The 24249-nt window shown below is 35.3% G+C and carries 21 protein-coding genes; 14 read left to right on the top strand and 7 right to left on the bottom strand.

All coding sequences use genetic code 11. From position 1 onward, the window contains the following. The first annotated feature begins 41 nt into the window (after positions 1 to 41). The 5 genes from radC (at position 42) to OA86_RS13035 (ending at position 5641) form a co-directional block, all read left to right on the top strand. On the top strand, positions 42 to 719 hold the full coding sequence (radC, locus tag OA86_RS13055; protein ID WP_039354143.1) for a RadC family protein: 678 nt from the start codon (positions 42 to 44) through the stop codon (positions 717 to 719). Beyond that, the gene (locus OA86_RS15415) at positions 716 to 1591 is read left to right on the top strand and encodes a hypothetical protein (RefSeq protein ID WP_052257522.1); all 876 of its coding nucleotides are present in this window, start codon (positions 716 to 718) and stop codon (positions 1589 to 1591) included. Before radC ends, OA86_RS15415 begins: the two co-directional genes overlap by 4 nt. A 36-nt stretch (positions 1592 to 1627) precedes the next feature. Next, positions 1628 to 2137 (top strand): DUF7935 family protein, encoded by a 510-nt coding sequence (locus OA86_RS13045; RefSeq protein ID WP_039354140.1) that lies wholly within the window; start codon positions 1628 to 1630, stop codon positions 2135 to 2137. A gap of 8 nt (positions 2138 to 2145) precedes the next feature. Next, positions 2146 to 2757: an inorganic pyrophosphatase gene (locus OA86_RS13040; protein WP_039354139.1), complete on the top strand. Its 612-nt coding sequence runs from the start codon at positions 2146 to 2148 to the stop codon at positions 2755 to 2757. Positions 2758 to 2902: 145 nt separating this feature from the next. Further along, positions 2903 to 5641, top strand: coding sequence for a sodium-translocating pyrophosphatase (locus tag OA86_RS13035; protein ID WP_039354137.1), 2739 nt, complete (start codon positions 2903 to 2905; stop codon positions 5639 to 5641). A 130-nt stretch (positions 5642 to 5771) separates the two neighbouring features. Here OA86_RS13035 and OA86_RS13030 read toward each other — a convergent pair whose 3' ends face one another. From OA86_RS13030 to OA86_RS13000, 7 genes are all read right to left on the bottom strand, one after another. Beyond that, on the bottom strand, positions 5772 to 6545 hold the full coding sequence (locus tag OA86_RS13030) for an ion transporter (RefSeq protein ID WP_039354134.1): 774 nt from the start codon (positions 6543 to 6545) through the stop codon (positions 5772 to 5774). 91 nt (positions 6546 to 6636) lie between these two features. After that, positions 6637 to 8205, bottom strand: a complete 1569-nt coding sequence (locus OA86_RS13025) for a glycoside hydrolase family 10-like protein (protein ID WP_039354130.1) — start codon at positions 8203 to 8205, stop codon at positions 6637 to 6639. 187 nt (positions 8206 to 8392) lie between these two features. Then, positions 8393 to 10198 (bottom strand): translational GTPase TypA, encoded by a 1806-nt coding sequence (gene typA, locus OA86_RS13020; protein ID WP_039354127.1) that lies wholly within the window; start codon positions 10196 to 10198, stop codon positions 8393 to 8395. A gap of 209 nt (positions 10199 to 10407) precedes the next feature. Next, positions 10408 to 10641 carry an HP1242/YdcH family protein gene (locus tag OA86_RS13015; protein ID WP_039354124.1) on the bottom strand — a complete coding sequence of 78 codons (234 nt, stop codon included), beginning with the start codon at positions 10639 to 10641 and terminating at the stop codon, positions 10408 to 10410. Between the two features lie 89 nt (positions 10642 to 10730). Beyond that, positions 10731 to 11597, bottom strand: coding sequence for a GLPGLI family protein (locus OA86_RS13010; RefSeq protein WP_039354121.1), 867 nt, complete (start codon positions 11595 to 11597; stop codon positions 10731 to 10733). Between the two features lie 34 nt (positions 11598 to 11631). Continuing rightward, positions 11632 to 13236, bottom strand: coding sequence for a M56 family metallopeptidase (locus OA86_RS13005; protein WP_039354118.1), 1605 nt, complete (start codon positions 13234 to 13236; stop codon positions 11632 to 11634). Continuing rightward, positions 13236 to 13601: a BlaI/MecI/CopY family transcriptional regulator gene (locus tag OA86_RS13000; RefSeq protein WP_039354115.1), complete on the bottom strand. Its 366-nt coding sequence runs from the start codon at positions 13599 to 13601 to the stop codon at positions 13236 to 13238. Before OA86_RS13000 ends, OA86_RS13005 begins: the two co-directional genes overlap by 1 nt. Before the next feature lie 258 nt (positions 13602 to 13859). Here OA86_RS13000 and OA86_RS12995 point away from each other — a divergent pair, with 258 nt between their 5' ends. The 9 genes from OA86_RS12995 to OA86_RS12955 all read left to right on the top strand — a co-directional run bounded on the left by OA86_RS12995 (position 13860) and on the right by OA86_RS12955 (position 23848). Beyond that, positions 13860 to 14411 (top strand): ferritin, encoded by a 552-nt coding sequence (locus tag OA86_RS12995; RefSeq protein WP_039354112.1) that lies wholly within the window; start codon positions 13860 to 13862, stop codon positions 14409 to 14411. A gap of 149 nt (positions 14412 to 14560) precedes the next feature. Continuing rightward, a complete protein-coding gene (gene ychF / locus OA86_RS12990) occupies positions 14561 to 15652 on the top strand; it encodes a redox-regulated ATPase YchF (protein ID WP_039354110.1) in 1092 nt (363 codons plus the stop codon). Positions 15653 to 15749: 97 nt separating this feature from the next. Next, entirely contained in the window at positions 15750 to 16544 is a 795-nt protein-coding gene (locus tag OA86_RS12985; protein ID WP_039354109.1) for a T9SS-dependent choice-of-anchor J family protein, read from the top strand. Positions 16545 to 16659: 115 nt separating this feature from the next. After that, positions 16660 to 17208, top strand: a complete 549-nt coding sequence (locus OA86_RS12980) for an NADPH-dependent FMN reductase (RefSeq protein WP_039354108.1) — start codon at positions 16660 to 16662, stop codon at positions 17206 to 17208. Positions 17209 to 17325: 117 nt separating this feature from the next. Beyond that, entirely contained in the window at positions 17326 to 19209 is a 1884-nt protein-coding gene (locus OA86_RS12975; RefSeq protein ID WP_039354106.1) for a DNA topoisomerase IV subunit B, read from the top strand. Between the two features lie 31 nt (positions 19210 to 19240). After that, complete coding sequence (locus OA86_RS12970) at positions 19241 to 19720, top strand: hypothetical protein (protein WP_039354103.1); 480 nt, start codon at positions 19241 to 19243, stop codon at positions 19718 to 19720. Next, complete coding sequence (locus OA86_RS12965; RefSeq protein WP_039354100.1) at positions 19720 to 22332, top strand: DNA gyrase/topoisomerase IV subunit A; 2613 nt, start codon at positions 19720 to 19722, stop codon at positions 22330 to 22332. The genes OA86_RS12970 and OA86_RS12965 overlap by 1 nt, the downstream gene beginning before the upstream one ends. A gap of 71 nt (positions 22333 to 22403) precedes the next feature. Beyond that, the gene (locus OA86_RS15410) at positions 22404 to 23135 is read left to right on the top strand and encodes a hypothetical protein (RefSeq protein WP_052257521.1); all 732 of its coding nucleotides are present in this window, start codon (positions 22404 to 22406) and stop codon (positions 23133 to 23135) included. A 233-nt stretch (positions 23136 to 23368) separates the two neighbouring features. Continuing rightward, positions 23369 to 23848, top strand: a complete 480-nt coding sequence (locus OA86_RS12955; RefSeq protein ID WP_039354097.1) for a hypothetical protein — start codon at positions 23369 to 23371, stop codon at positions 23846 to 23848. The last annotated feature ends 401 nt before the right edge of the window (positions 23849 to 24249 follow it).

Genomic DNA, 24249 nt, shown 5'->3' with positions numbered 1-24249 from the left:
GAGTTATATTAATTATTATTCACTTATTACTCATCAAATAAATGTCTATAAAATTCCTCGCAGAAGACGATCGCCCCAGAGAAAAATTTTTACTGAAAGGTAAAAATTCGCTTTCTGATGCAGAGTTGTTAGCGATTATTATGGGCAGCGGAAACCGCGAAGATTCGGCCGTAGAATTAGGAAGAAAAATTCTCGATTCCGTCGGAAATAACTGGCATAATTTATCACTCCTGCAAATTTCAGATCTTATAAAATTTAAAGGCATTGGAGAAGCCAAATCAATTTCAATAGCAACAGCATTGGAAATCGGCAGAAGAAGAGCCTCGCAGGAAGTTCCCGAAAAAATTCAGATCAATTCGAGTTCAGATCTTTTTAAAGTTTTGCAGCCGTTTTTGGGAGATTTACAAACTGAAGAGTTTTGGGTTGTTTTCATGAATCAAAGCAATCGAATTTTAGGAAAATCAAAACTTTCATCAGGCGGAATCAACCAGTCTGTGGTTGATGTAAGAATCTTATTCAAAGCTGCCCTTGAAAATTTTGCAACGGGAATTGTCATCGCTCATAATCATCCCTCAGGAAATTTAAAACCAAGTCAGGAAGATTTGAAAATAACCAAACAAATAAGTGAAGGCGGAAAAATTTTGAATATTCAACTGCTCGATCATTTAATTATTACCCAAAATTCTTATTTAAGTTTTGCCGACGAAAATTTATTATGATCAAAAAACTGAAATATAAAGAAGTCGATTTTTCTCGGTATAGCAAGTGTTTAGATCAGTCTTTACAAAAAAATCAGTACGCAAAAAAGGAGGTACTCGATGTGCTTTGCGAGTCTTGGGAACTTCTTGTTTATGGAGATTATGAATTTGTAATGCCGATTCCGATCAAGAAAAAATTGGGTTTCCGAATTGTGATCATGCCGCTTTTTTGTCAGCAACTTGGGGTTTTTGGACTAAAAAGTAACGACGAAATCGAACTTCAGTTTTTAAACTTTTTGCAGAAAAACTTCAAAGTATTTTCTTATTTTTTTAATGATAAAAATTTACTCGCCCAAAATTTAAAAAAGAAAAAAAATTATTTTATTGAGAAGACCGACTATCAACTTTTAAGAAAAAACTATTTTAAAGGAAGAAAATCTACTGTAAAAACCGCGCAATATTTGAATTTTAAAGAATTAAGAGCTGCTGATTTTTTAGATTTTATCAAAAATAATTTCAAAGGTTTAGATAAAAAAGGAGATATGGATCAATTTTTCACGTACATGAATTTCTTAGAAAGTGAAAATAAATTAAGGCTTTTTGGTTCCTACAAAGAAAATGATCTTACGAATATGGCAATTATTATTGATGATGAAAATCAATTTTCACTTTTAGGATTAATCAATGATGATCAATATAAATCTGATAATGGTGCTTCCTTCCTGATTGACCGCATTCTGAAAGAAAACATTCACGAAAAATCTTTTAACTTTATGGGTGGAAGCATCCGTGGAATTGAGGTTTTCTTCAAAAGTTTTGGCTCGGTTTTGCAGGAATATCCAGTGCTGGAAAATTCCAAAAAAGATTTGTTGAAAAACTTTTATAAAAAGTAGCAAATTATTAGTAATTTTGCAACCTCAATATTCCATATGATTGATTGGCCTTATTTTCCGTATGCATTTGCTTTAGTGATTGCTTTACCTTTTCTGATTTATATCCGACAGTTTGTTTTCAGCTACATTAAATTGAAAAATCAGGAGATCAAATTATTAACGGTAAAAGGAAATTCTGAGCAACGAGTTCATGCCTACGAAAGAATAACTTTGTTTCTGGAGCGATTGAAACCCTCAAATTTAGTGACCAAATTTGACCGAAATTTAGCGCCGCACGAATTTATCTTTTTGGTTGAAAAAACCATTAATGAAGAGTTTGACTACAACGCATCGCAACAACTTTATCTCACCAAAAATTTATGGAAAAATGTAGTCAACTGTAAAAATAATACCCTGCATCTTTTGCATAAAACGTATGAAAATCTAAACGATAATTCGACTTTGGATGATTTCAAAACGGTTTTTTTAATGAATTATATGAATGACGCAGATTTTATTTCACAGACGATCGAAGATTTAAGAAAAGAAAACTTAATAGTAAATTAAAAATAATAATGATACCAAATTTTAAAGCCCATCCTTGGCATGGAATTCCCGTAGGGAGCGAGGCGCCAGATATTGTGAATGTTTTTGTGGAGATCGTTCCAAGCGATACCATTAAATATGAAGTGGATAAAGAGAGTGGCTACTTAAAGGTTGACCGTCCGCAGCAATTCTCGAATATCATTCCGGCATTATATGGTTTTATTCCAAGAACATATTGTCATGACGAAGTTTTAAAACTTGCGATCGAAAGTGGCGCAACCGATGTCACAACGGGTGATTTAGATCCGCTGGATATTTGTGTTTTGAGTTCTCACAATATCCATTCAGGTGGAATGTTGTTGGAAGCAATTCCAATTGGTGGATTCAAAATGATCGATAAAGGCGAAGCTGATGACAAAATCGTTGCAGTGATGAAAGGCGATCATGCTTTCGGTCATTTCCGCGATATCGAAGATTTGCCACAAGCTGAAGTGAAAAGACTGATGCATTATTTCTTAACCTATAAAAATCTTCCGGATGAACCTGCAAAATGTAGAATACAGGAGGTTTATGGAGCAGAACACGCTAAAAAAGTGATCCAGGCTTCAGAGCAAGATTATGCAAATAAATTTGGAGGTTAATTAAAACGATTAATATTTATAAAAAGACAGAATTTCTACTCTGTCTTTTTTGTTTTTACGAAGAAAATGAGCCACATTTTAAAATAAAATTTGTACTTTCGGCTTGCATTTTATTTAACAAAAAATTAACATTAAATTATAAACTATGAATCTATTTTATTTAGTACCAATATTTGGTATTATTGCCTTGATCTACACTTTTATTCAGAGTTCTTGGGTGACCAAACAAAACGCAGGAAGCACCCGAATGCAGGAAATTGCTGGCTACATTTCTGATGGAGCGATGGCGTTTTTGAAAGCGGAATACAAAGTGATGGGTTATTTCGTAATTATCGTTGCCGTTTTACTTGGTTTAATGGGCGCTTCAAGTTCAAATTCCCACTGGAGTTTGGGTATTTCGTTTATCTTAGGTGCTATTCTTTCTGCTTCGGCAGGTTTTATTGGGATGAAAATCGCCACAAAATCGAATGTGAGAACGGCAGAAGCTGCAAAAACTTCTCTTGCAAAAGCCTTGAAAGTTTCTTTCACCGGAGGTTCTGTAATGGGAATGGGTGTTGCTGGTTTAGCAGTTTTAGGATTGGGTTCATTATACCTGGTTATTAAACAAATTTTTGCACCAGATGCAATGGCCAATTCTCATGAGATGGAAAAAGCAATTGAAATCCTTACCGGATTTTCTTTAGGTGCAGAATCAATTGCTCTTTTCGCCAGAGTAGGTGGTGGAATTTATACTAAAGCTGCCGATGTTGGAGCTGATTTAGTTGGAAAAGTAGAAGCCGGAATTCCGGAAGATGATCCTAGAAATCCAGCCACGATCGCTGATAACGTAGGAGATAATGTAGGAGATGTTGCCGGAATGGGAGCCGATTTATTTGGTTCTTACGTTGCGACGGTTTTAGCGACCATGGTCTTGGGTAACGAAACGATTTCTCAAGATCTTTTCGGAGGATTTGCACCGATTCTTTTACCAATGTTAATCGCCGGTACAGGAATTATTTATTCCATGATCGGAACTTTATTTGTCAAAATTGCAGAAACTGCCGAATTAGATACGACACCAGTTCAAAATGCATTAAACTTAGGAAACTGGGGAAGTATTGTTTTGACCGCAATTTCTTCTTATTTCCTTGTAAATTATTTGATGCCCGAAACCATGACTTTAAGAGGTCACGAATTCACCAAGATGGGAGTTTTCGGAGCGATAATCGTTGGTTTGGTTGTAGGAACTTTGATGAGTATCATCACTGAATATTATACCGCAATGGGAAAAGGCCCGGTTAAAAGTATTGTTAAACAATCTTCTACAGGTCACGCTACCAACATTATCGGTGGGCTTTCTGTTGGTATGGAATCTACGTTTTTACCGATTCTGGTTTTAGCCGGAGGTATTTACGGATCATTTCTTTGTGCGGGACTTTACGGGGTAGCAATTGCTGCAGCCGGAATGATGGCTACAACAGCAATGCAATTAGCGATTGATGCATTCGGACCGATTGCAGATAATGCAGGTGGAATTGCTGAAATGAGCGAATTACCAAAAGAAGTTCGGGAAAAAACTGATATTTTAGATGCGGTTGGAAATACAACAGCTGCAACAGGAAAAGGGTTTGCAATTGCTTCTGCAGCTTTAACAGCGCTTGCATTATTTGCAGCTTTCGTGGGAATTGCAGGAATCGATGGTATTGATATTTACCGCGCAGATGTTTTAGCTGGTTTATTTGTAGGTGGAATGATTCCATTTATTTTCTCCTCTTTAGCAATTAAAGCGGTAGGAACTGCAGCAATGGCAATGGTAGAAGAAGTTCGTCGTCAGTTCCGTGAAATTCCAGGGATTTTGGAAGGAACAGCAACTCCTGAATATGAAAAATGTGTAGCAATCTCTACAGACGCTTCCATTAAAAAAATGATGCTTCCAGGTGCAATCGCACTTGTTTCCCCTTTATTAATGGGCTTTATTTTCGGTCCTGAAGTTTTAGGAGGATTTTTAGCAGGAGCTACTGTAACAGGAGTTTTGATGGGAATGTTCCAAAACAATGCAGGTGGAGCGTGGGATAATGCAAAAAAATCATTTGAACAAGGAGTAGAAATCAACGGACAGACTTATTACAAAGGTTCTGAACCTCACAAAGCATCCGTAACAGGAGATACTGTGGGAGATCCATTTAAAGATACTTCTGGACCATCGATGAATATTTTGATTAAATTAATGTCAATCGTTTCTTTGGTGATTGCACCAACTTTGGCAGTTTTACATAAAGATAAAATTCAGGAAAACAGAAGAGAAAAATTAGAATCTCTCAACAGGTTAGCAGGAATTTCTGCAGGGACTGCAACAGTTGTGGGAGTCAATTCTACAACGCCAGTTGTTGCGACTCAAGGAACAGGAACATTAAACTCAGATGGTGATTACGTATATAACACTGGAAATGTTCAGCAAGTGAAATTAGCTGATAAAACTATTGCCTTAGGTGAAAATAGTAAATTATTTGCTTTATACAATGGAATAAAATCAAAAGATCAATCAGTTCTAACTAATGATAAATGGTTTACGATCGAAAATTTATTTTTTCAAAGTGGAAGCAGCGAATTGAAACCAGGTTCTGAAACTCAGCTTAACAACTTAGCGGAGATTATGAATGCTTATCCGAACATGAAAATAAAATTAGGTGGTTATACTGATAATACAGGAAATGATGATACCAACTTGAAACTTTCAAGTCTTCGTGCAAAAACTGCGAAACTGAAATTACTGGAGATGGGAATCGCTGCCGACAGAGTAGAAACTGAAGGTTACGGTTCACAATTTCCGGTTTGCGTGAATAATGATACCGACGAGTGCAAAGCACAAAACAGAAGAATTGATGTAAGAGTTTTAAGTTTCTAACATCTTACTTATTAAATAGAAAATCCCAGCTGAAAAGTTGGGATTTTTTTTGTTAAAATATCTTGGAATCTATTGGAAGAAATTCAAAATCAGAAATTTGAAATGTCAAAATAAAGAGGGAGAGTTCTTTTTAAAATTCTGTCCCACATTTTGGGCATTTACAACCTTTTCCTTTTTCTTTTTCACTCTGCATCCGGCTGATAAATGCAGAACTTATTATTCCGGTTGGCAAAGCAACAAAACCGATTCCGATCAATGCAATCACTGAGCTTAAAATCTTACCCAAATTGGTAATCGGATAAATATCACCATAGCCAACGGTAGTCAAAGTTGCTACAGACCACCAAAGCGATTGTCCAATATTTTCAAATTTTTCCGGTTGCGCATCATTTTCCACATAAAACATTAATGTTGAAGATAAAATCATCAAAATAAATGCAACGAAAATCGTTATTGATAACTCCGATTTTGATTCTTTTAAAACACTGGTGATTGTTTGAAGTGACTTTGATAAGCGACCTAATTTAAATATTCTTAAAAGCCTGAATAGTCGTAAAATTCTTAAAACCCTCAAATCAAAAGGAAAAATGAAAGGCAGGTAAAAAGGTAAAATTGCAAATAAATCAATCAGACCAAATGTTGAAAAACTGAATTTTATTCTTTTAGAAAATGATGAACCTTTTTCAAATGCTAAATCGGCCGTCCAAAACCTCAATATATATTCGATTGAAAATACAATTACAGAGAAAAATTCGAATCCATCGAAAATGATTTCATAAGGAGTATAAATTTCTTTGTAAGATGCTATAATTAAGGAAAATACATTTAAAATTATTAAAGTATAAATGAATTTCTGAAAATATGAATTCTCATTTAAGAATGCATACACTCTTGTTTTTAACATTTAGTTTTATTTTTATTAAATGTAGGATATTCTTTTATAAGTACAAAAACGTTTTTAGTTTTCTGTTTTTCCTGTATTTAAATCAACAAAATCATAATCTCTTTGCATCATAATCACTTTCATTTCCTAAGCGATCCACAGATTTCAGCGCGATTGTGTTGAGTTTTTTACCATTTTTATTTAAAGGTAAACTTCTGTAGACAATATTCTTTTCCAGGATTTCGGTTTCCCAGGTATCGCCGTATTTTATATATAGAATCCATTGGAAAACATTTTGGTTATCACGCGCATTCCATTTCGCATTTGCTGAATTACTGCCGTTATCAATCGATAAAACTGGCTTATCGAGAGACGTCGTTTTGATCCAGGGTGTTTGAGGAACCAAAGCTTTGGTTTTGTAAGAATTTTTCACCGCATTGTACATTGTTAAGTTTTTTGACAATCCATCAACACTATAATGAATGGTTCCTGCTGCATTTTTAAGGATATTTCGCGTAGAATTGATCTGGCGTACAATTTCTGCGGGACGATCGGAAACATCGCGTAATCCAACCGTATTTAATCCCGGATAAAGATGGCGCTTTTGCGTGTTTTCACTTTCCCACCATTTTAATAATGAGGTGAAACTTTGTGGTCCGTCGTTTTTCCAATAAAGTTGGGGCGAAAAATAATCCAGCCAACCTTGATTTAACCATAATTTGGCATCGGCATACAATTCGTCATATTGCGATGAACCTTTGATTCCTTCTGGGAAACCTGGTTTCCAGATTCCAAATGGGCTGATTCCGAACTGAACGTAGCTTTTTTCAGATTTAATTTCGTCGTGAATTCTTTTGATAAATTTATTTACATTTCCCCGTCGCCAATCTGCTTTCGATAAATTTCCGCCGGATTTCTGGTAAATATTCCAGGTTCTGCTATCAGGAAAATCCTTTCCTCCATTGTATTCTTTGTAGGGGTAAAAATAATCATCAATATGAATCGCATCAATATCATATCTTTTCACCAAATCTTTGATGACTGCAGAAACATGATCCTGCGTTTTTTCGTCGGATGGATCCATCCAAAACATTCCGTTTTTCAACTTAATGATTTGCTCCGGCATTTTTTTCACGATAGATTCGCTTGTAATCGGTCCGCCTGTCGTGTGTTGAGCTCGGTACGGATTGAGCCAAACGTGAAGTTCCATTCCTCTTTTGTGTGCTTCTGTGATCCAAAATTCTAAAGGATCATAATATGGAGTAGGAGCTTTGCCAATTTCTCCCGTCAAAAAATAAGACCACGGTTCTAAATTGCTTTTATACATCGCATCTGCAGAAGGTCTTGCCTGAAAGATAACCGCGTTGAAATTAGCATCTTTCAGCAGATCTAAAATTCTAATCGCTTCGTCTTTTTGTTGCTGTGAGGTCAAATTATTTTTTGAAGGCCAGTTTATATTCGCAACAGTTGCGATCCAGGCTGCACGAAATTCACGGTTGACTTCGGGTAAATTGAGTTTTATTGCTTCCTCTTTTACTGGTGTTTCTTTTGGATTTTTTGGAATTGAAGGCGTATTTTTAACAGTAGATTTCGTTATCGGTTTTTTCTGTGTCGTACATGCAGAAATGATCAATAATAAAAAAAGGAGGAGGAGAGATACTTTAGAAAAATATTTTGACATTATTAATATTTGAATGTGGAGATTTATTTTAAGATTTTACAAATATATAAAAAGCGATAAGAATTTAGTCTTTGATTTAAGCACAAAAAAACCTATAAAGTGTTTTAAAAACAAAGAGTCCCAAATAAATTTGGAACTCTTTTATCAATTTAGCAAAAGCTAATATGTTTTTATAGGTAAAGAAAAATTAAGCTTTCGCGCCTCTTTCAATACGTTTTCTTTCGTCTTCGGAAAGCACTTTCTTACGCATTCTAATGAAGTTTGGAGTTACCTCGATCGCTTCATCACCCTGAATATATTCCATGCATTCTTCTAAGGAAAACAATTGTTTTGGAGCAATGCTTCCGTCTTTATCTTTTCCAGCAGCACGGATGTTGTTCAACTGTTTTGCTTCAACAATATTTACAACCATATCTACCGGTTTGTTTTGCTCACCAATGATCATTCCTGCATAAATTTCTTCGCCTGGACTAACGAAAAACTTACCTCGATCCTGCAATTTGGCAATCGAATATTCTGTAGCCGGACCTTGCGTTTTGCTGATCAATACTCCAACCAACCTTCCAGGAATTACTCCTTTGTAAGGTTTGTATTCTGTAAAACGATGCGCCATAATTGCTTCTCCTGCAGTTGCTGTCAACATTTGAGAACGCAATCCAATCAAACCTCTTGAAGGAATTTCGAATTCCATATGTTGCATTTCACCTTTTGTTTCCATAATGTGAAGATCACCTTTTCTCTGAGTTGCCAAATCGATTACTTTAGAAGAAAATTCTTCCGGTACATCAACAACCATAGATTCATAAGGCTCACATTTTACACCATCAATTTCTTTGATGATTACTTGTGGTTGACCAATGGTCATCTCGTAACCTTCTCTTCTCATCGTTTCGATCAAAACAGAAAGGTGAAGAATACCACGTCCGAATACTAAAAATGTATTTGCATCTTCGGTAGGTTCAACTCTTAAAGCTAAATTTTTCTCTAACTCTTTCATCAACCTTTCTTTCAGGTGATTTGAAGTTACATATTTACCATCTTTTCCAAAGAAAGGAGAGTTGTTAATAGAGAATGTCATGTTCAAAGTTGGCTCATCGATCGCCGTTCTTGGCAATGGATCTGGATTTTCTAAGTCAACAAATGAATCACCAATCTGGAATTTATCAAAACCAACGATTGCACAGATATCACCTGCTTTTACTTCCTGAACTTTCTTTTTTCCAAGACCTTCAAAAACGTATAGTTCTTTTACTTTTCCTCTGACGATTTTACCATCTTCTTGTGCTAAACCAATCCATTCTGATTCTTTTACAGAACCTTGCATCACTTTACCAATCGCAATTCGTCCCAAAAATGAAGAGAAATCTAATGATACAATCTGCATTCTCAAAGGACCTTCTTTTGCTTCCGGAGCGGGAACATATTGTAAAATACCATCTAATAATGGAAAAATATCTTCTGTTTGTTCCAATGAAGTATTAAACCAGCCTTGTTTTGACGATCCGTAGAAAGTAGGAAAATCTAACTGCTCTTCAGTAGCATCAAGATTGAAAAATAAATCAAATACTTTATCGTGAACTTCATCAGGACGACAGTTTAATTTATCAACTTTATTGATAACCACAACTGGTCTTAATCCTAATTCCAATGCTTTTTGCAAGACGAATCTTGTTTGTGGCATTGGTCCTTCAAAAGCATCTACGAGAAGTAGAACACCATCTGCCATTTTCAAAACTCTTTCTACTTCACCACCGAAATCGGCGTGACCGGGAGTATCGATAACATTAATTTTGGTGTCTTTATAAGTCACCGAAATATTTTTTGATAAAATGGTAATTCCTCTTTCACGTTCCAGATCATTATTGTCCATGATCAATTCTCCAGATTCCTGATTGTCTCGGAAAACACTGGTAGCGTGAATGATTTTGTCAACCAAAGTCGTTTTACCGTGGTCAACGTGCGCAATGATTGCGATATTTCTAATGTTTTGCATAATCGTTTTTTGACGGTGCAAAAGTAAGCTTTTTTCGTGAAAAACGAACGTAAGTATTAGAATTTAATAAAATTTTATGCTAAAAATTACAGAAAGTTTAAAAAATAAGAAAGCCCAAATATAAAAACTTTAGTATAAATAAGGTTTTTAACAAACAAAAAAGCGACTTTTCAGTCGCTCAAACAAATAAATTCTTAGTTATAAATCGATTATTCCTTTAAATAGGAATAAAGATTATCTTTTAGGGAAACTCTTTTTTTTCGTAAATCTGTTAAATGGTCGTCTGTTGTATGATTTTGTTCCCCTTCTTCATAATGCTGAATGAGTGCGTTAACTTCTTCATAATTCACATACATTTTTTTGAAGCCTTCATCATTCAGTCTAAAATCATTGATTTTTTCTTCCAGCTCTGGGAATTCGTGGGTAAGATTGTGATTTTCCATGACGATAATTTTTTGAATTTTTAATAGAATAAAGTTAGGGAAAAATTCAATCTAAAGAGATATGAAAATTGTCAGTTATCTTCTTTAATTTATTTCAGTAAATCAAGTTCGATAATATTATTGTCTTTTGCAATTTTTTCTTTTTCCTTTTTTTCGCGCTCCCGCAGAAATTCAGTCATATCTGTTTTTTGTCCTGCAACGCTCACCTGTACAATATTAGATTGCTGTAACGATGAACGAATCGATTTGTTGGGATCATTTCTGTTATCCAGATAAAACTTTTTATAGGCAGCTCGATCCATATTTAGATAATCCCCTGAATCGAAGACGAAATTTTTATTGGGATCAATATTTTTCACTTCTTCCTGCGTCAGGTTTTTTATTGCATTTAGCATGAAAGAATGACTTTTATTTTGATCTTCAATTTTTACAATCAATCCGGGCAAACCATGAAATTTATAAGGTCCTTCCTGAAGTGGGATCTCGGTCGTAAACCAAGCGGTCCATTTTCTACCGTACATTTCCGTTTCTGCTTTTTGAGTTTGGAATTCGCCGATCTTTTCTTTCTCGGGTAAAATTTTCCAGTTTATTTTTCTTTCGTCTAATACTTTAAGTTTCGTTTGCCCGCTTCTTGTAACCAAAAATGTCTTGAATTCCGGAGATTCCTTAATAATGGTATGTCTGAACAAACCTTTACGGTTTTCCATTTTTACATTCATTGTGCCACTTGCAATAATTTCTTTTTCCAAAACTTTCTTGTAAGCGGAATCACTTTTGAAAACCGTTTCACTATAGAATTTCGAAAACTCCGGCACAACATCCAGAATCGTCATTTCAGATTTTACGTCTGCCTGATTGGTAGAATCAGGAACAAATTGATAGACATAACTGAATCGCTGATTTTGAGCATTTCCTAAACAGAAAATAAAGATTGAAAGAAAAAGTAGTTTGTTCATCTTTGAAGAATTAGAAATTATTTTAAAATATAAATTACTTTTTCAATTTAATATAAATCGCACCTTTAACTTTCCCATCAAATCCTTTTTTATAAACATTCATTGATTCAATTTTATCGGGGTTTAAGCTTTCTGCTTCTGCAGAAGTCGCGGGTTTTTCATCAATGAAAATATCAATATTTTCACCTGCATTTCCTAGAAATTTCACCGAAGATTTTTGACCGTTTTTTTCCGGATCTTTAATTCTCTTTTGAAATGCTGGAGAATTCACTGCTTTATCTACTTCTTTTGCTTGCTGTTCCGCATTTACAGCACTATTTACGGCATCTTCAATTCTCTTTTTAAATTCCGGAGAATTCATTGTTTTGTCTGCTTCTACAGCTTGTTCTACCGCATCCTGAATTTTCTTTTTAAACTCCGGAGAATTATATTTTTTTTCAAATTCCTTTGCACGTGCGTCTGCTTTTTTTGCCCGCTTTTCTGCAATTCTTATTTTCAATTTGAATTCTTTTGAATTTACTAATTGATCTGCTTCCGCTGCTTTTCTGTCAGCATCTAAAATCCTTTTCTGATCAGTAGCAGAATTCTGAAGACTTTCTGATTTGATAGTATCCTTATTAATGAATAATTCTGGATGTTCCTGATGAGTTTTTGTTACATCAGTTCCGAAAGCGAAATTTTTTTGTTCTTTGTTTTCACTATTTTTTTGAGCAGAAAGATCTTCTGATTTGAATTGGGAAACTAATTTTTCAATTTCCTGATTTGTCGTTTTAATTTCTTTATTTTTCGCATTCACCAAATACAGAAAAGCTAAAGTGAATAATAAAGGCAACGCTAATATTCGCCGCGCATAACTGAATTTTGTTTTAGATTTTTTAAGCATTGTTAATCTTTTTTTGAGGTTAGAACTAAGAAATGGACTCGTTGCAGGTAACAGTTTTCCGGAAAAGTGACTTGCCAAAAGCATCTGCGCAAATGCTTTGGTGTCCGAGTTTTTTAGGGCTTTTTTATCAGCCAGATATTCGTGTATTAAATTGATTTCTTTTTTGATCAGATAAAAGAAAGGATTAAACCAAAATAGGGAAGTGATGATTTCCAGGAAAATTTTATCCCAGGAATGTTTCTGTTCAATATGAACCATTTCGTGCTTTAGAATTTGACGTCCTAGATCTGAATGAATTTCAATTGAATTTTTCCAGAATAAATTTTTGAAAAAAGAAAATGGTGCTTCTTCTAAATTGGTTTGATAAAAACTGATTCCTTCGAAATTTTCTTTCCTAAATTTCTTTTTTAAGATCTGAATTTTAAGCAGTCCTAAAACTAATTTTGCTAGAAAAAAGACAGCAACCAATCCAGTAAGTAAAGCGCCAATTTTAATATAATTGAAATCATTGTTAGAATTATTCGGAGAACTTATGTTTTGTAATCGATCAATCAGGAAATACACATTGCTGTTTACTTCAAGTGTAAAATAACTCACTTTCAATAGAGGCAATAACAAACTGATCATAACTGCTGCTAACAGATAAAACCGGTTGTAATGATGAAAAGTCTTGTCTTTAAGAAACAATCTATAGTACAAAAACAGTATTCCCGAACTCAAAATAACTTTGGCGAAATAGAAAAAAAGTGCTTCCATCAGTCTTTATTTTTAAGTTCATCCAATAGCATTTCCAGGTCTGCGACACTGATTTCATTTTTTTCTACGAGAAAAGAAACTGCATTCGTGTAAGATCCTTCAAAATAATTTTTCACCAGACTTTTCATTGATTTCCCGCTGTACTTCTCTTTTGATATCAGAGGAAAATATTGATGTTGTCTCCCGAAAACTTCATAATCAACAAAGTCTTTTTCTTTTAAAACTTTCAGGATTGTAGAAACCGTATTCGTGTGTGGTTTCGGTTCTGGGAACTGCTCCAGAATATCTTTAAGGAAGGCTTTTTGCAAGTCCCACAGATATTGCATCACTTGTTCTTCCGCTTTTGTTAATTGAGAAATTTGCATATCACTAATTGTTTAGTGATACAAATGTAGAATTAAATTTTTAATGTACAACTATTTTTGTAGTGATAAGTTAGGCTTTTATTTATTTAACTGATAATCAATGCAATTAATTACTAATTCAAGCTAAAAATTATTATTAAAACCATCTGAACATTAATTTTTTCTATCTGATTTGTTAAAAAATCCTTAAAATAATGTAAGAATTGAACAAAGGAATTATTCTTGATATTAAATACGAAAATCATTAAAATTTAAAATATGGATACTAAAAGAATTTCAGCAACTCTGGAAGAGGCATTAAGCACACAAATGAATGTTGAACTGTTTCAATCTCACACGTACCTGTCTTACGGAATATGGGCAACTGATAAAGGTTACGATGGAATTGGAAATTTTTTGATGCGACATTCTCTGGAAGAAAGAAATCATGCCATTAAATTCATGCAATATGTTTTAAACAGAGGCGGAAAACCAACCGTAAGTGCCTTGAAAGGAGCTGAAGGAGATCCTCAAAATCTAACCGATTGTTTCAACAGAGTTTTCAAACATGAAGTTGAAAATACCGAAAAAATCTACAACCTGGTTAATATGGCTTTTGAAGAAAAAGACTGGGCAACCTGGAATTTCTTACAATGGTTTGTAAAAGAACAGATTGAAGAAGAAACACTGGCGATGGATCTTATTGACAAATTAAAAATTGCAGGCGGCGATCGAGCGACCGATGAATCCCTTTTCAATTTAGATAAAGATTTAGGAAAAGCTGAAGATGACGCTGAACTGGCTAGAAATGCAAATTCAGAAAATCCTTAAAATATTTCACAATATCTATAAAATCCAGTCCAAATCGGTCTGGATTTTTTTATGCAATAAACCCAATCAAAATCTTTATCTTTGCAAACTGTTATTTACTGGGTTTAAATCAACTTTAAACCTGCAATTTTAAACTTTGAACTAAAGATATGAAATGTGGAATCGTAGGTTTACCCAATGTAGGTAAATCAACCCTTTTTAACTGTTTAAGCAATGCCAAAGCACAATCGGCTAACTATCCTTTCTGTACCATCGAACCCAATATCGGAACAGTTTCTGTGCCGGATGAGCGTTTGTTTGAACTGGAAAAATTAGTAAAACCCGAAAGAGTGTTGCCGGCTGTGGTAGAAATTGTAGATATTGCCGGTTTGGTAAAAGGTGCAAGTAAAGGCGAAGGTTTAGGAAATAAATTCCTGGCAAACATCCGTGAATGTGAAGCTATTATTCACGTTTTAAGATGTTTTGAAGACGGAAATATTATTCACGTTGAAGGAACGGTAGATCCTATCAGAGATAAAGAAATTATCGATATCGAACTTCAGTTGAAAGATATTGAAACCTTGGCAAAATCAGTTGAGAAGGCGAAGAAATTCATCAAGTCTGGTAAAAAGGAGGATGTTATGACTTACGAAACGCTACTTAATCTTCAGAAATTTGTGGAGGAAGGTAACAATGCCCGTGAATTTCCAATGGACGATTTTTCTACTCCAATTATTTCGGAAGTTCAGTTGTTGACCAATAAACCGGTTTTATATGTTTGTAATGTTGATGAAAATTCAATCAAAAACGGAAATGACTGGATCGCGAAGATCGAAGAAATGGCAAAGAACGAAAATGCCGAAGTAGTTGTTTTAGCCGCGCAGATCGAAGCAGATATCAATGAATTGGATACTTTCGAAGAGCGTGAAATGTTTTTGGAAGAATTAGGTTTAACAGAACCCGGCGTTAACCGGTTGATCAGAAAAGCTTACGATCTGTTGCAGTTGCAGACTTATTTTACAGCAGGTGTAAAAGAAGTTCGTGCCTGGACAATTGGAAAAGGTTGGACCGCGCCACAAGCAGCCGGAGTTATTCACACCGATTTCGAAAAAGGATTTATCCGCGCAGAAGTGATCAAGTATGAAGACTTTTTGAAATTCGGATCAGAAGCCAAAGTGAAAGAAGCCGGAAAAATGGGAGTTGAAGGAAAAGAATACATCGTTCAGGACGGTGATATGATGAATTTTAGATTTAACGTGTAATTAAAAAAGCACTTTTTTATATCATAAAGTTTACCGTTTTGCCGGTAAACTTTTTTTGTTTTTATATATTAGCGGCCTAAAAAAAATTAAATTAGTTATGGTTAAAAAATTATTTTTGGCATCTGCTCTCGGATTAGGTGCATTGTATTACGGACAAACAGTTGTTTTTCAAGAAAATTTTGAACCAGCAACTGCAGCATTATGGACCATCGGAGATCGTGATGGCGATACCGAAAGTTGGGAATTTTTAGATGCACAGCTTAATGAAGTTGATTCTTTTCAGGGATATTTTGCGACTTCATTTTCCTGGTATTTAGAAGCTTTCACTCCCGATAATACTTTAACAAGTCCTGCAATTACATTTCCTGCAACGGGAAATTTAGAATTAACGTTTAAGGTAGCAGCTGGTGATGAAGAATTATTTGATGAGCATTACGCAGTTTATGTAATTCCGGCAAATACTACTTTTACGGGCACTGAAACTCCAGTATTCGAGGAAACTTTAGATGGCGGTTATCTTGCCGCAGCGAAAGTAGTTAATGTTGATGTTTCTTCTTACAAAGGTCAGGACGTGAAATTAGTTTTTAGACATTACGATTGTACTGATATTTTCTATCTTGGAATTGATGATGTTACGGTAACTCAAAGTTCTCTCGCGGTATCAGATTCACAAAAAAATCAGATTAAAATCTATCCAAATCCAAGCTCAGATTTTATTAAGATCGACAATGTTAAAGACATTAAAACAGTTCGTATTTTTGATATGACCGGAAAATTAGTAAAACAAACTTCTGCAAAAGAGATCGATGTTCAAGCCTTTGCAAAAGGACAATATATCGTTAATGTTTATACTGAAAATGAGATCATCTCCAGAAAATTCATCAAGAAATAACTATTTCAATTACAATATAAAGCGGACTTCGGTTCGCTTTTTTTAGGACTAAAATTAATTTTTCAGACTTCATAATATCCTGTTTTTTTTACGTAAATTGGGATCAAATTATTTTATGGAAAACAAAAAAGTAGCAGTTATAGTCGGGAGTTTACGCAAAGAATCTTTCAATAGAAAAATAGCAAACGAAATGATTCGACTTGCCCCGAAAAATTTACAATTAAAGATCGTAGAAATCAAAGATCTCGGTTTTTTTAATGAAGATATTGAAAAGTCACCACCACAGGAATGGACCGATTTTAAAAATGAAATTAAGAATTCAGACGCCGTGCTTTTTGTTTCACCTGAATACAACAGAACTCTTCCCGGAGTTTTAAAGAACGCCATGGAAATTGGATCACGCCCTCCGAAAGAAAACTCCTGGAAAGGAAAACCTGGTGCAATTGCAACCGTTTCGCCCAGTGCAATTGGCGGTTTAGGAGCAAATCACAATATACGTGATGCGGCGATGTCACTAGACATTCCAATGATGCAACAGCCTGCAGCTTATATAGGCGGAGTTAAAGACCGTTTGTTAGAAGATGCTATAACTGTAAACGAAGCCACAGAAAAATTCATCACCGATTTTATGATCGCTTTCGAGAAGTGGATCCAAAGATTTTAATAAAATTCTTTGCATTTACATTGAGAACATCATCAAAACTTTTCCACAAAATTTTAAAAATCAGTTTCCTTTCACTATTTTTGTGAGTTCCTGAATTTAAAGCACTTTCAAAAAAATATGAGCGAAAACGACATTGTTAATTATTCCGAAGATAATATTAGAACCCTCGATTGGCAGGAACATATTCGGCTTCGTCCGGGAATGTATATTGGTAAATTAGGCGACGGTTCTTCTGCAGACGACGGAATTTATATTTTGCTCAAAGAAATCATCGATAATTCGATCGATGAATTCGTAATGAAATCTGGAAAAAGAATTGAAATTAAGATCGACGACGGTAAAGCCGTAGTTCGCGATTATGGTCGTGGAATTCCTTTAGGAAAAGTCGTTGACGCAGTTTCTAAAATGAATACCGGTGGAAAGTACGATTCAAAAGCTTTTAAAAAATCAGTCGGTTTAAATGGAGTAGGAAGTAAAGCGGTGAACGCGCTTTCAGAGTTTTTCAAAGTAAGATCTATTCGCGACGGCAAAATGAAGATCGCGGAATTCTCCAGAGGAATAATTACAGAAGATTTCAAAGAAACGGAATCAACAGATCGAAACGGAACCGAAATTACTTTTATTCCTGATGCCAGTATTTTTACGCACTACAAGTTTCGGAAAGAGTATATCGAAAAGATGCTCAAAAACTATTGCTACCTGAATCCAGGTTTGAAAATAGTTTTTAATGGCGAAACGTATTTCTCTGAAAATGGATTGAAAGATCTGCTTCAGGAAGAAATTGAAGGCGAAATTATCTATCCGATCGTTCATTTGAAAGATGAAGACATCGAAGTCGCGATCACGCATTCTGATAAATCACAGTCTGAAACTTATTTTTCATTTGTCAACGGACAAAATACAACGCAAGGTGGAACGCACTTAAATGCTTTCCGGGAAGCTTATGTGAAAACGATCCGGGAATATTTCAATAAGAATTTTGAAGCGGCAGATATTCGTAAATCGATCATTGCGGCGGTTGCCATCAAAGTGGTTGAACCTGTTTTCGAATCACAAACCAAGACCAAACTGGGTTCTAATGAAATGGAGCCTGGAAAGGAAACGGTTAGGTCTTTCATTACCAATTTCCTAAAAAATAAACTCGATAATTTCCTGCATCAAAATCAGGATATTGCAGAAGCAATTCACCGAAAAATTATTATTTCCGAAAGAGAACGAAAAGAACTTTCTGGCATCCAAAAACTCGCACGAGAAAGAGCGAAAAAGGTTTCTCTTCACAATAAAAAACTTCGTGATTGCAGACAGCATTATAATGATCAGAAAGCCCTGAGAAAAGGAGAAACCATGATCTTTATTACGGAAGGAGACTCCGCCTCTGGTTCAATTACCAAATCCCGTGATGTAGAAACGCAGTCTGTATTTTCATTAAAAGGAAAACCGCTGAACTGTTATGGTTTAACGAAACGCGTTGTTTACGAAAACGAGGAATTCAATTATTTGCAGGCAGCTTTAAACATCGAAGATTCTCTGGAAGATCTGCGTTACAATCACGTAATTATCGCTACAGATGCCGATGTTGATGGAATGCACATCCGTTTGTTGATGATCACCTTTTTCCTGCAATTCTTTCCGGATCTAATTAAAAACGGACATCTTTATATTTTGCAAACGCCTTTATTTAGAGTTCGTAATAAAAAAGAAACACGCTATTGTTATTCTCAAGCCGAAAGAATTAAAGCTTTAAACGAACTTGGAAAAAACCCTGAGATTACCCGATTCAAAGGATTAGGAGAAATTTCTCCCGATGAGTTTAAACATTTTATTGGAAAAGATATCCGTTTGGAGCCTGTAGTTTTAGGAAAAGATCAGACAATCGAACAAATTCTGGAATTTTATATGGGCAAAAATACGCCGGACCGACAAGCTTTTATCTTGGAAAATCTGGTGGTTGAAGATCCGGATATCGATAAAAAAGAAGTTTTGAGTGATATTGAACTCTAAATAGATCACAAAAAATAAGAAATTAAGAGAGATGAGATTAAATAACCGCAGCAGAATTGGCTTATACCACTTTTTAAGTACTTTGGTCATTATGATTTTTTTGGTTGGAGTTTTAGCTTTTTTTTTAGAGCGTTATTTTTATGATTATCTGGATTCGAGTTCTGTATTATTCTTAATTATTCCTACATTGATCTTACTCGTCTTTTATTTTAGAGGAAGACAAATTTTCGAGTATGACAGTGATGGCGAAGCTTTAATTTTTAAGAACAGGAATATATTTCCGTTTTTAAATAAAGCAACGACTGATGAATTTCCTAAATATAAACTGTTGAAATATGAAATACTCGATCTTGTCATTCTTAGAAGATTGTATATCACAATTTCAAGCAAAAAAAATAATTCGATTATTTTGAAATATGACATTTCGTACTTAAAGAAAAAAGAGTTAAATGACCTGAAATTTTCGTTAAGCAAAGTGATTAAAGCAAATAAAGAGAGAGAAAAAAGTTAATGGAAGAACAAGAAAATCACCACGAAGAATCATTAAGAAAAGTTTCCGGTTTATACAAAGACTGGTTTTTAGATTATGCGTCTTACGTAATATTAGATCGCGCCATTCCTTCAATTTTCGATGGATTCAAGCCGGTTCAGCGTAGAATTATGCATTCGATGCGAGAGTTGGAAGACGGTCGTTACAACAAAGTTGCGAATATTGTAGGAAATACCATGAAGTATCATCCTCATGGAGACGCGTCGATTACCGATGCGATGGTGCAAATCGGTCAAAAAGAATTATTGATCGACACTCAGGGAAACTGGGGAAATATTTACACGGGAGATTCTGCAGCTGCAGCAAGATATATTGAAGCAAGATTAACACCTTTTGCTTTAGAGGTTGTTTTCAATCCGAAAACGACTGACTGGTCCAAATCTTACGATGGCAGAAATAATGAACCGATCGATCTGCCTGTAAAGTTTCCGCTGCTTCTCGCTGCAGGAGTTGAAGGGATTGGAGTAGGGTTGTCAACGAAGATCATGCCTCACAATTTTAATGAATTGATCAATGCTTCAGTTGCACATTTGAAAGGCAAAAAGTTCGAATTATTTCCAGATTTTTTAACGGGTGGAATGCTCGATGTTTCCAGTTATCACGATGGTGAACGTGGCGGAAAAATTCGTGCAAGAGCAAGGATCATTCAAAAAGACAGAAATACACTCAGCATTAATGAACTTCCTTTTGGGAAGAATACCAGTGATTTAATTGATTCGATCATTAAAGCCAACGAAAAAGGCAAGATCAAGATCAAAAAAATCGAAGACAACACTTCCGATAAAGTAGAGATCAATATTTATTTGAATAATGATGTTTCGCCCGACAAAACCATCGATGCTTTATACGCATTTACCGATTGTGAAATTCCGATCTCGCCGAATGCCTGCGTTATTGTTGGTGACAAACCGGAGTTTTTAACGGTTTCAGAAATATTAAGAAGAAATACCGATCACACGGTTTCTCTCTTGAAAAAAGAGCTCGAAATTGAACTCCACGAATTGCAGGAAAACTGGCATTTTTCTTCTTTGGAAAGAATATTCATCGAGAACAGAATTTACCATGATATTGAAGAAGTAAAATCATGGGAAGATGTAATTTCGACCATTGACAAAGGATTAAAACCGCACACCAAACATTTATTAAGAGCCGTAACAGAAGAAGATATTTTAAGATTAACAGAAATTCGAATTAAAAGAATTTCGCGTTTTGATCTCGATAAATTCAAAGAAAATATTGTAGCACTCGAAGGAAAAATAGAGCAGGTAAAACACCATTTGCTGCATTTGATCCCTTATGCGATCGAGTATTACCTTAATATTCAGAAAAAATACGGCAAAGGAAGAGAACGCAAAACTGAACTCAGAATTTTCGATACCATCGATGCGACGAAAGTTGCCGTGGCAAACGAAAAATTCTACGCGAATTTTGAAGAAGGATTTATCGGAACTTCCCTGAAGAAAGACCAGTATTTATTCGACTGTTCCGACATTGATGATATTATTACCTTCCAAAAAGATGGTACCATGAAAGTGGTCAAAGTAGAACCAAAAACCTTCATCGGAAAAAATATCGAGCACGTCGCGATCTGGAAAAAGAATGATAAACGAACGGTTTACAATATGATCTATCGGGAAGGAAAAGAAGGTCCGTTTTACATGAAACGCTTTTCTGTTACAGGTGTTACGCGAAATACAGATTACAAATTAGCCTCTGATAAAAAAGGTTCAGAAATGCTTTACTTCTCTGCAAATCCTAATGGTGAAGCAGAATCTGTAACCGTTTTATTGAAACCTAATGCCAGAGTCCGCAAAAATAAAATTGAACTTGATTTCTCGGAGTTAGGTATCAAAGGAAGAGATTCAAAAGGAAATCTCGTCACCAAATATGCGGTGAAAAAAGTGGATCTCAAAGAAGAAGGTCATTCTACTTTAGCACCGAGAAAAATTTGGTTCGATGATACCGTACGACGTTTAAACGCCGATGCGAGAGGAACTTTGCTGGGTAGTTTTAAAGGCGATGATAAAATTCTGACCATCAATTCTCAGGGAGAGGCCAAACTTATTACGTTTGAATTGAGCAACCGTTTCGATGACGATTATTTGATCCTGGAAAAATGGAATCCAGAGCAGGCGATCACCGCTATTTATTTTGATGGGGAAAAGCAGATCTACTTTATCAAAAGATTTTTACTCGAAAACACGACCAATGTACAGCAGTTCATGCTTTCAGACCATCCGAAATCGTTTATCGAGAATGTAATTGTGGCGAACAATTCTACTTTAGAACTCATTTTTGCGAAAGATAAGGACAAACAAAAAGATCCGGAGATCATCAATACCGATGAATTTATAGGGATCAAAGGAATAAAAGCCCTCGGAAATCAGTTGACGAAAAGCAAGGTGAAGACGATCAACATCACGCTTCCTGAACCAACAGAAGAAATTAATGAAGGTTTCGATGTGGTAGAATCTACGGAAGGTCATATCAGTTTTATTGACGAAGATGTGAAAGACGCAGATTTCCCGGAAGAGGGAACGATTGGTGATCTGTTTGAATTTCCGGAAGAATAGAATTTAAATTTATTTATTACCTGTACACCAGAACAAAATCCATTAAAAATTTAGCAATTAATCAAATTAAAATGAACAAATCATTACTCTTTTCTTTAACAATCTTATTATCCAGTTGTGCTGCGAGTGTTTCAACAAAAATAGCGAACAAAAGCTATCAGAAATTAGGGGAAAGCACGCCGGTTTATATTTTAGAAAAAGAAGAAGCATTACCAACGAATTCAGAGTTCATCGGTGATCTAAAAGTTGGAGATTCTGGCTTCAGCACAGACTGTGGTTATAATACAGTAATTGCAGAGGCAACCAGTTCTGCCAAAAATGCGGGTGCCAATATCATTCAGTTAAATCAGGTGAAAAAACCTACCGCCTTAGGAAGTACGTGCTACAGGATCACGGCGAAATTATATCGCAATATGGATCAAGCGTCTATGGTTAACATTGCAGATAAAAGAAACAGCAGAAACAAATCGCGACTTGCTGAAGACAGCGATTATGCATTGATCCATTTTTACAGACCTTCTGCGGGAGCGGGTGCAATGCTGGGTTATAAGATCAAAGATTCCAAAGATTCCATTATTGGACGCTTGCGAAATGGAGAAAAATTTGTTTACAAAACCAAAGTATTTGGATCTCAAAATTTCTCGGGAACTCTGGAGACGAAGGAGGAAGTACAGATTAATGTAGAAAGAGGAGAAGAATATTTTGTTCGATGCGCTGTCAATATGGGTGTCGTTTTAGGACGACCAGAAATTAAACTGACTGAAAACTACATAGGAATGAAGGAATATGATCAAACGAATTAAATAGCTTTATCCTCCACCGACTTTTAGTATTTTAAGTTGTGGTGTCCGCTAAAAAATTGAACACTCACTTATTTATTTCTTAAAAGTTTATAATAAAGACGCTTTTTTTAAAGAGCGTCTTTTTTATGCAAATTTTTAGGTGATTAAACCCAGCAAGAAAGGGTGTTTTCTCTCAGTATATTTTTGAGGAATGATTTTATCTTTAGGCTATTAATCAATTAAAAATTAACATTATGCCACTCATTAATTTAAGAAGTGTACATCTTACACCAGCCGAACTCGCCACCATCAAGCAGGCGATGACCGATTTAGAAACTACCTTACAAAATGTAAATGTTCCCTTAACCCCAGAAGATCGCCTGCGCTATGGAAGCATCAATGAACAGAACAAACTTTTGGTGAACAAAGTGAAAGACTTTCATACCAACAGTCCCGAACTTTCGGTAACCGATGTAGACTGGGACGAGTTTGACCGCGATTATAACAGCCGTGGAAATTATGAAAGTTTGATCGCGCGTTTAGAATCTCTGGTGCTCAACATGCGAAATGCAAAAATTCTGCACGATTACGATAATTATCAAACTGCGCTCGCAGATTATGCCTATACCTCTTATCGGGCGGGAGGTGGAACGCTGGGTTATGAGACAAAACAAAATGAACTTAAACAGTTTTTTAACCGAAGTGGTAAAACTGCGCCAGCGATTCCCGAGTAAGCAATCAATTTTTCCCTTTGATTAAAGACCCATTTCGATTTGAGATGGGTTTTTTCTTGTTCAACAAATGATCATCCAGATTATTATAAAAAGGAATTCAGGTTCAGAACCTCATGCATGGCGCAAATTGCTCCATCGATGGGGTTCGTCGGCTCATCGATGGGGGTTCGGAACCCCATTTTTGGGGTTAGGTAACGTCATTTTTGAGGTTCGGAGGCTCAATTTTGAGGTTCTGACCCGTCCTAAAAAAAGTTTACAGATTTAACTTTTATTTATTGATAGTCCTTGTACAAATTTACATTTAAATTTTAGTCCTAAAATAGTTTTACATTTGTTGTTATCAACTGAAGCGGAAATTAGCTCTGCTGAGGAGCAACTAATGAGGAATAGGTTGATCAGAT

The organism is Kaistella jeonii (genome assembly GCF_000812865.1).
GTDB classification, from domain to species: domain Bacteria; phylum Bacteroidota; class Bacteroidia; order Flavobacteriales; family Weeksellaceae; genus Kaistella; species Kaistella jeonii.
Note: the sequence above shows the minus strand (reverse complement) of the source record. Positions and strands in the feature narration are given on the sequence as shown.

Excerpts from the sequence above, each read along its gene's own strand:
- OA86_RS13035 (WP_039354137.1), top strand. The coding sequence starts at position 2,903 with ATGAATCTATTTTATTTAGTACCAATATTTGGTATTATTGCCTTGATC.
- OA86_RS12995 (WP_039354112.1), top strand. The coding sequence starts at position 13,860 with ATGGATACTAAAAGAATTTCAGCAACTCTGGAAGAGGCATTAAGCACA.
- OA86_RS13005 (WP_039354118.1), bottom strand. The coding sequence starts at position 13,236 with ATGGAAGCACTTTTTTTCTATTTCGCCAAAGTTATTTTGAGTTCGGGA.
- OA86_RS12965 (WP_039354100.1), top strand. The coding sequence starts at position 19,720 with ATGGAAGAACAAGAAAATCACCACGAAGAATCATTAAGAAAAGTTTCC.
- OA86_RS13015 (WP_039354124.1), bottom strand. The coding sequence starts at position 10,641 with ATGGAAAATCACAATCTTACCCACGAATTCCCAGAGCTGGAAGAAAAA.
- OA86_RS13045 (WP_039354140.1), top strand. The coding sequence starts at position 1,628 with ATGATTGATTGGCCTTATTTTCCGTATGCATTTGCTTTAGTGATTGCT.
- OA86_RS13000 (WP_039354115.1), bottom strand. The coding sequence starts at position 13,601 with ATGCAAATTTCTCAATTAACAAAAGCGGAAGAACAAGTGATGCAATAT.
- radC (WP_039354143.1), top strand. The coding sequence starts at position 42 with ATGTCTATAAAATTCCTCGCAGAAGACGATCGCCCCAGAGAAAAATTT.
- OA86_RS12985 (WP_039354109.1), top strand. The coding sequence starts at position 15,750 with ATGGTTAAAAAATTATTTTTGGCATCTGCTCTCGGATTAGGTGCATTG.
- OA86_RS15410 (WP_052257521.1), top strand. The coding sequence starts at position 22,404 with ATGAACAAATCATTACTCTTTTCTTTAACAATCTTATTATCCAGTTGT.
- typA (WP_039354127.1), bottom strand. The coding sequence starts at position 10,198 with ATGCAAAACATTAGAAATATCGCAATCATTGCGCACGTTGACCACGGT.
- ychF (WP_039354110.1), top strand. The coding sequence starts at position 14,561 with ATGAAATGTGGAATCGTAGGTTTACCCAATGTAGGTAAATCAACCCTT.
- OA86_RS13040 (WP_039354139.1), top strand. The coding sequence starts at position 2,146 with ATGATACCAAATTTTAAAGCCCATCCTTGGCATGGAATTCCCGTAGGG.
- OA86_RS13030 (WP_039354134.1), bottom strand. The coding sequence starts at position 6,545 with ATGTTAAAAACAAGAGTGTATGCATTCTTAAATGAGAATTCATATTTT.
- OA86_RS13025 (WP_039354130.1), bottom strand. The coding sequence starts at position 8,205 with ATGTCAAAATATTTTTCTAAAGTATCTCTCCTCCTCCTTTTTTTATTA.
- OA86_RS15415 (WP_052257522.1), top strand. The coding sequence starts at position 716 with ATGATCAAAAAACTGAAATATAAAGAAGTCGATTTTTCTCGGTATAGC.
- OA86_RS12980 (WP_039354108.1), top strand. The coding sequence starts at position 16,660 with ATGGAAAACAAAAAAGTAGCAGTTATAGTCGGGAGTTTACGCAAAGAA.
- OA86_RS12975 (WP_039354106.1), top strand. The coding sequence starts at position 17,326 with ATGAGCGAAAACGACATTGTTAATTATTCCGAAGATAATATTAGAACC.
- OA86_RS12970 (WP_039354103.1), top strand. The coding sequence starts at position 19,241 with ATGAGATTAAATAACCGCAGCAGAATTGGCTTATACCACTTTTTAAGT.
- OA86_RS12955 (WP_039354097.1), top strand. The coding sequence starts at position 23,369 with ATGCCACTCATTAATTTAAGAAGTGTACATCTTACACCAGCCGAACTC.
- OA86_RS13010 (WP_039354121.1), bottom strand. The coding sequence starts at position 11,597 with ATGAACAAACTACTTTTTCTTTCAATCTTTATTTTCTGTTTAGGAAAT.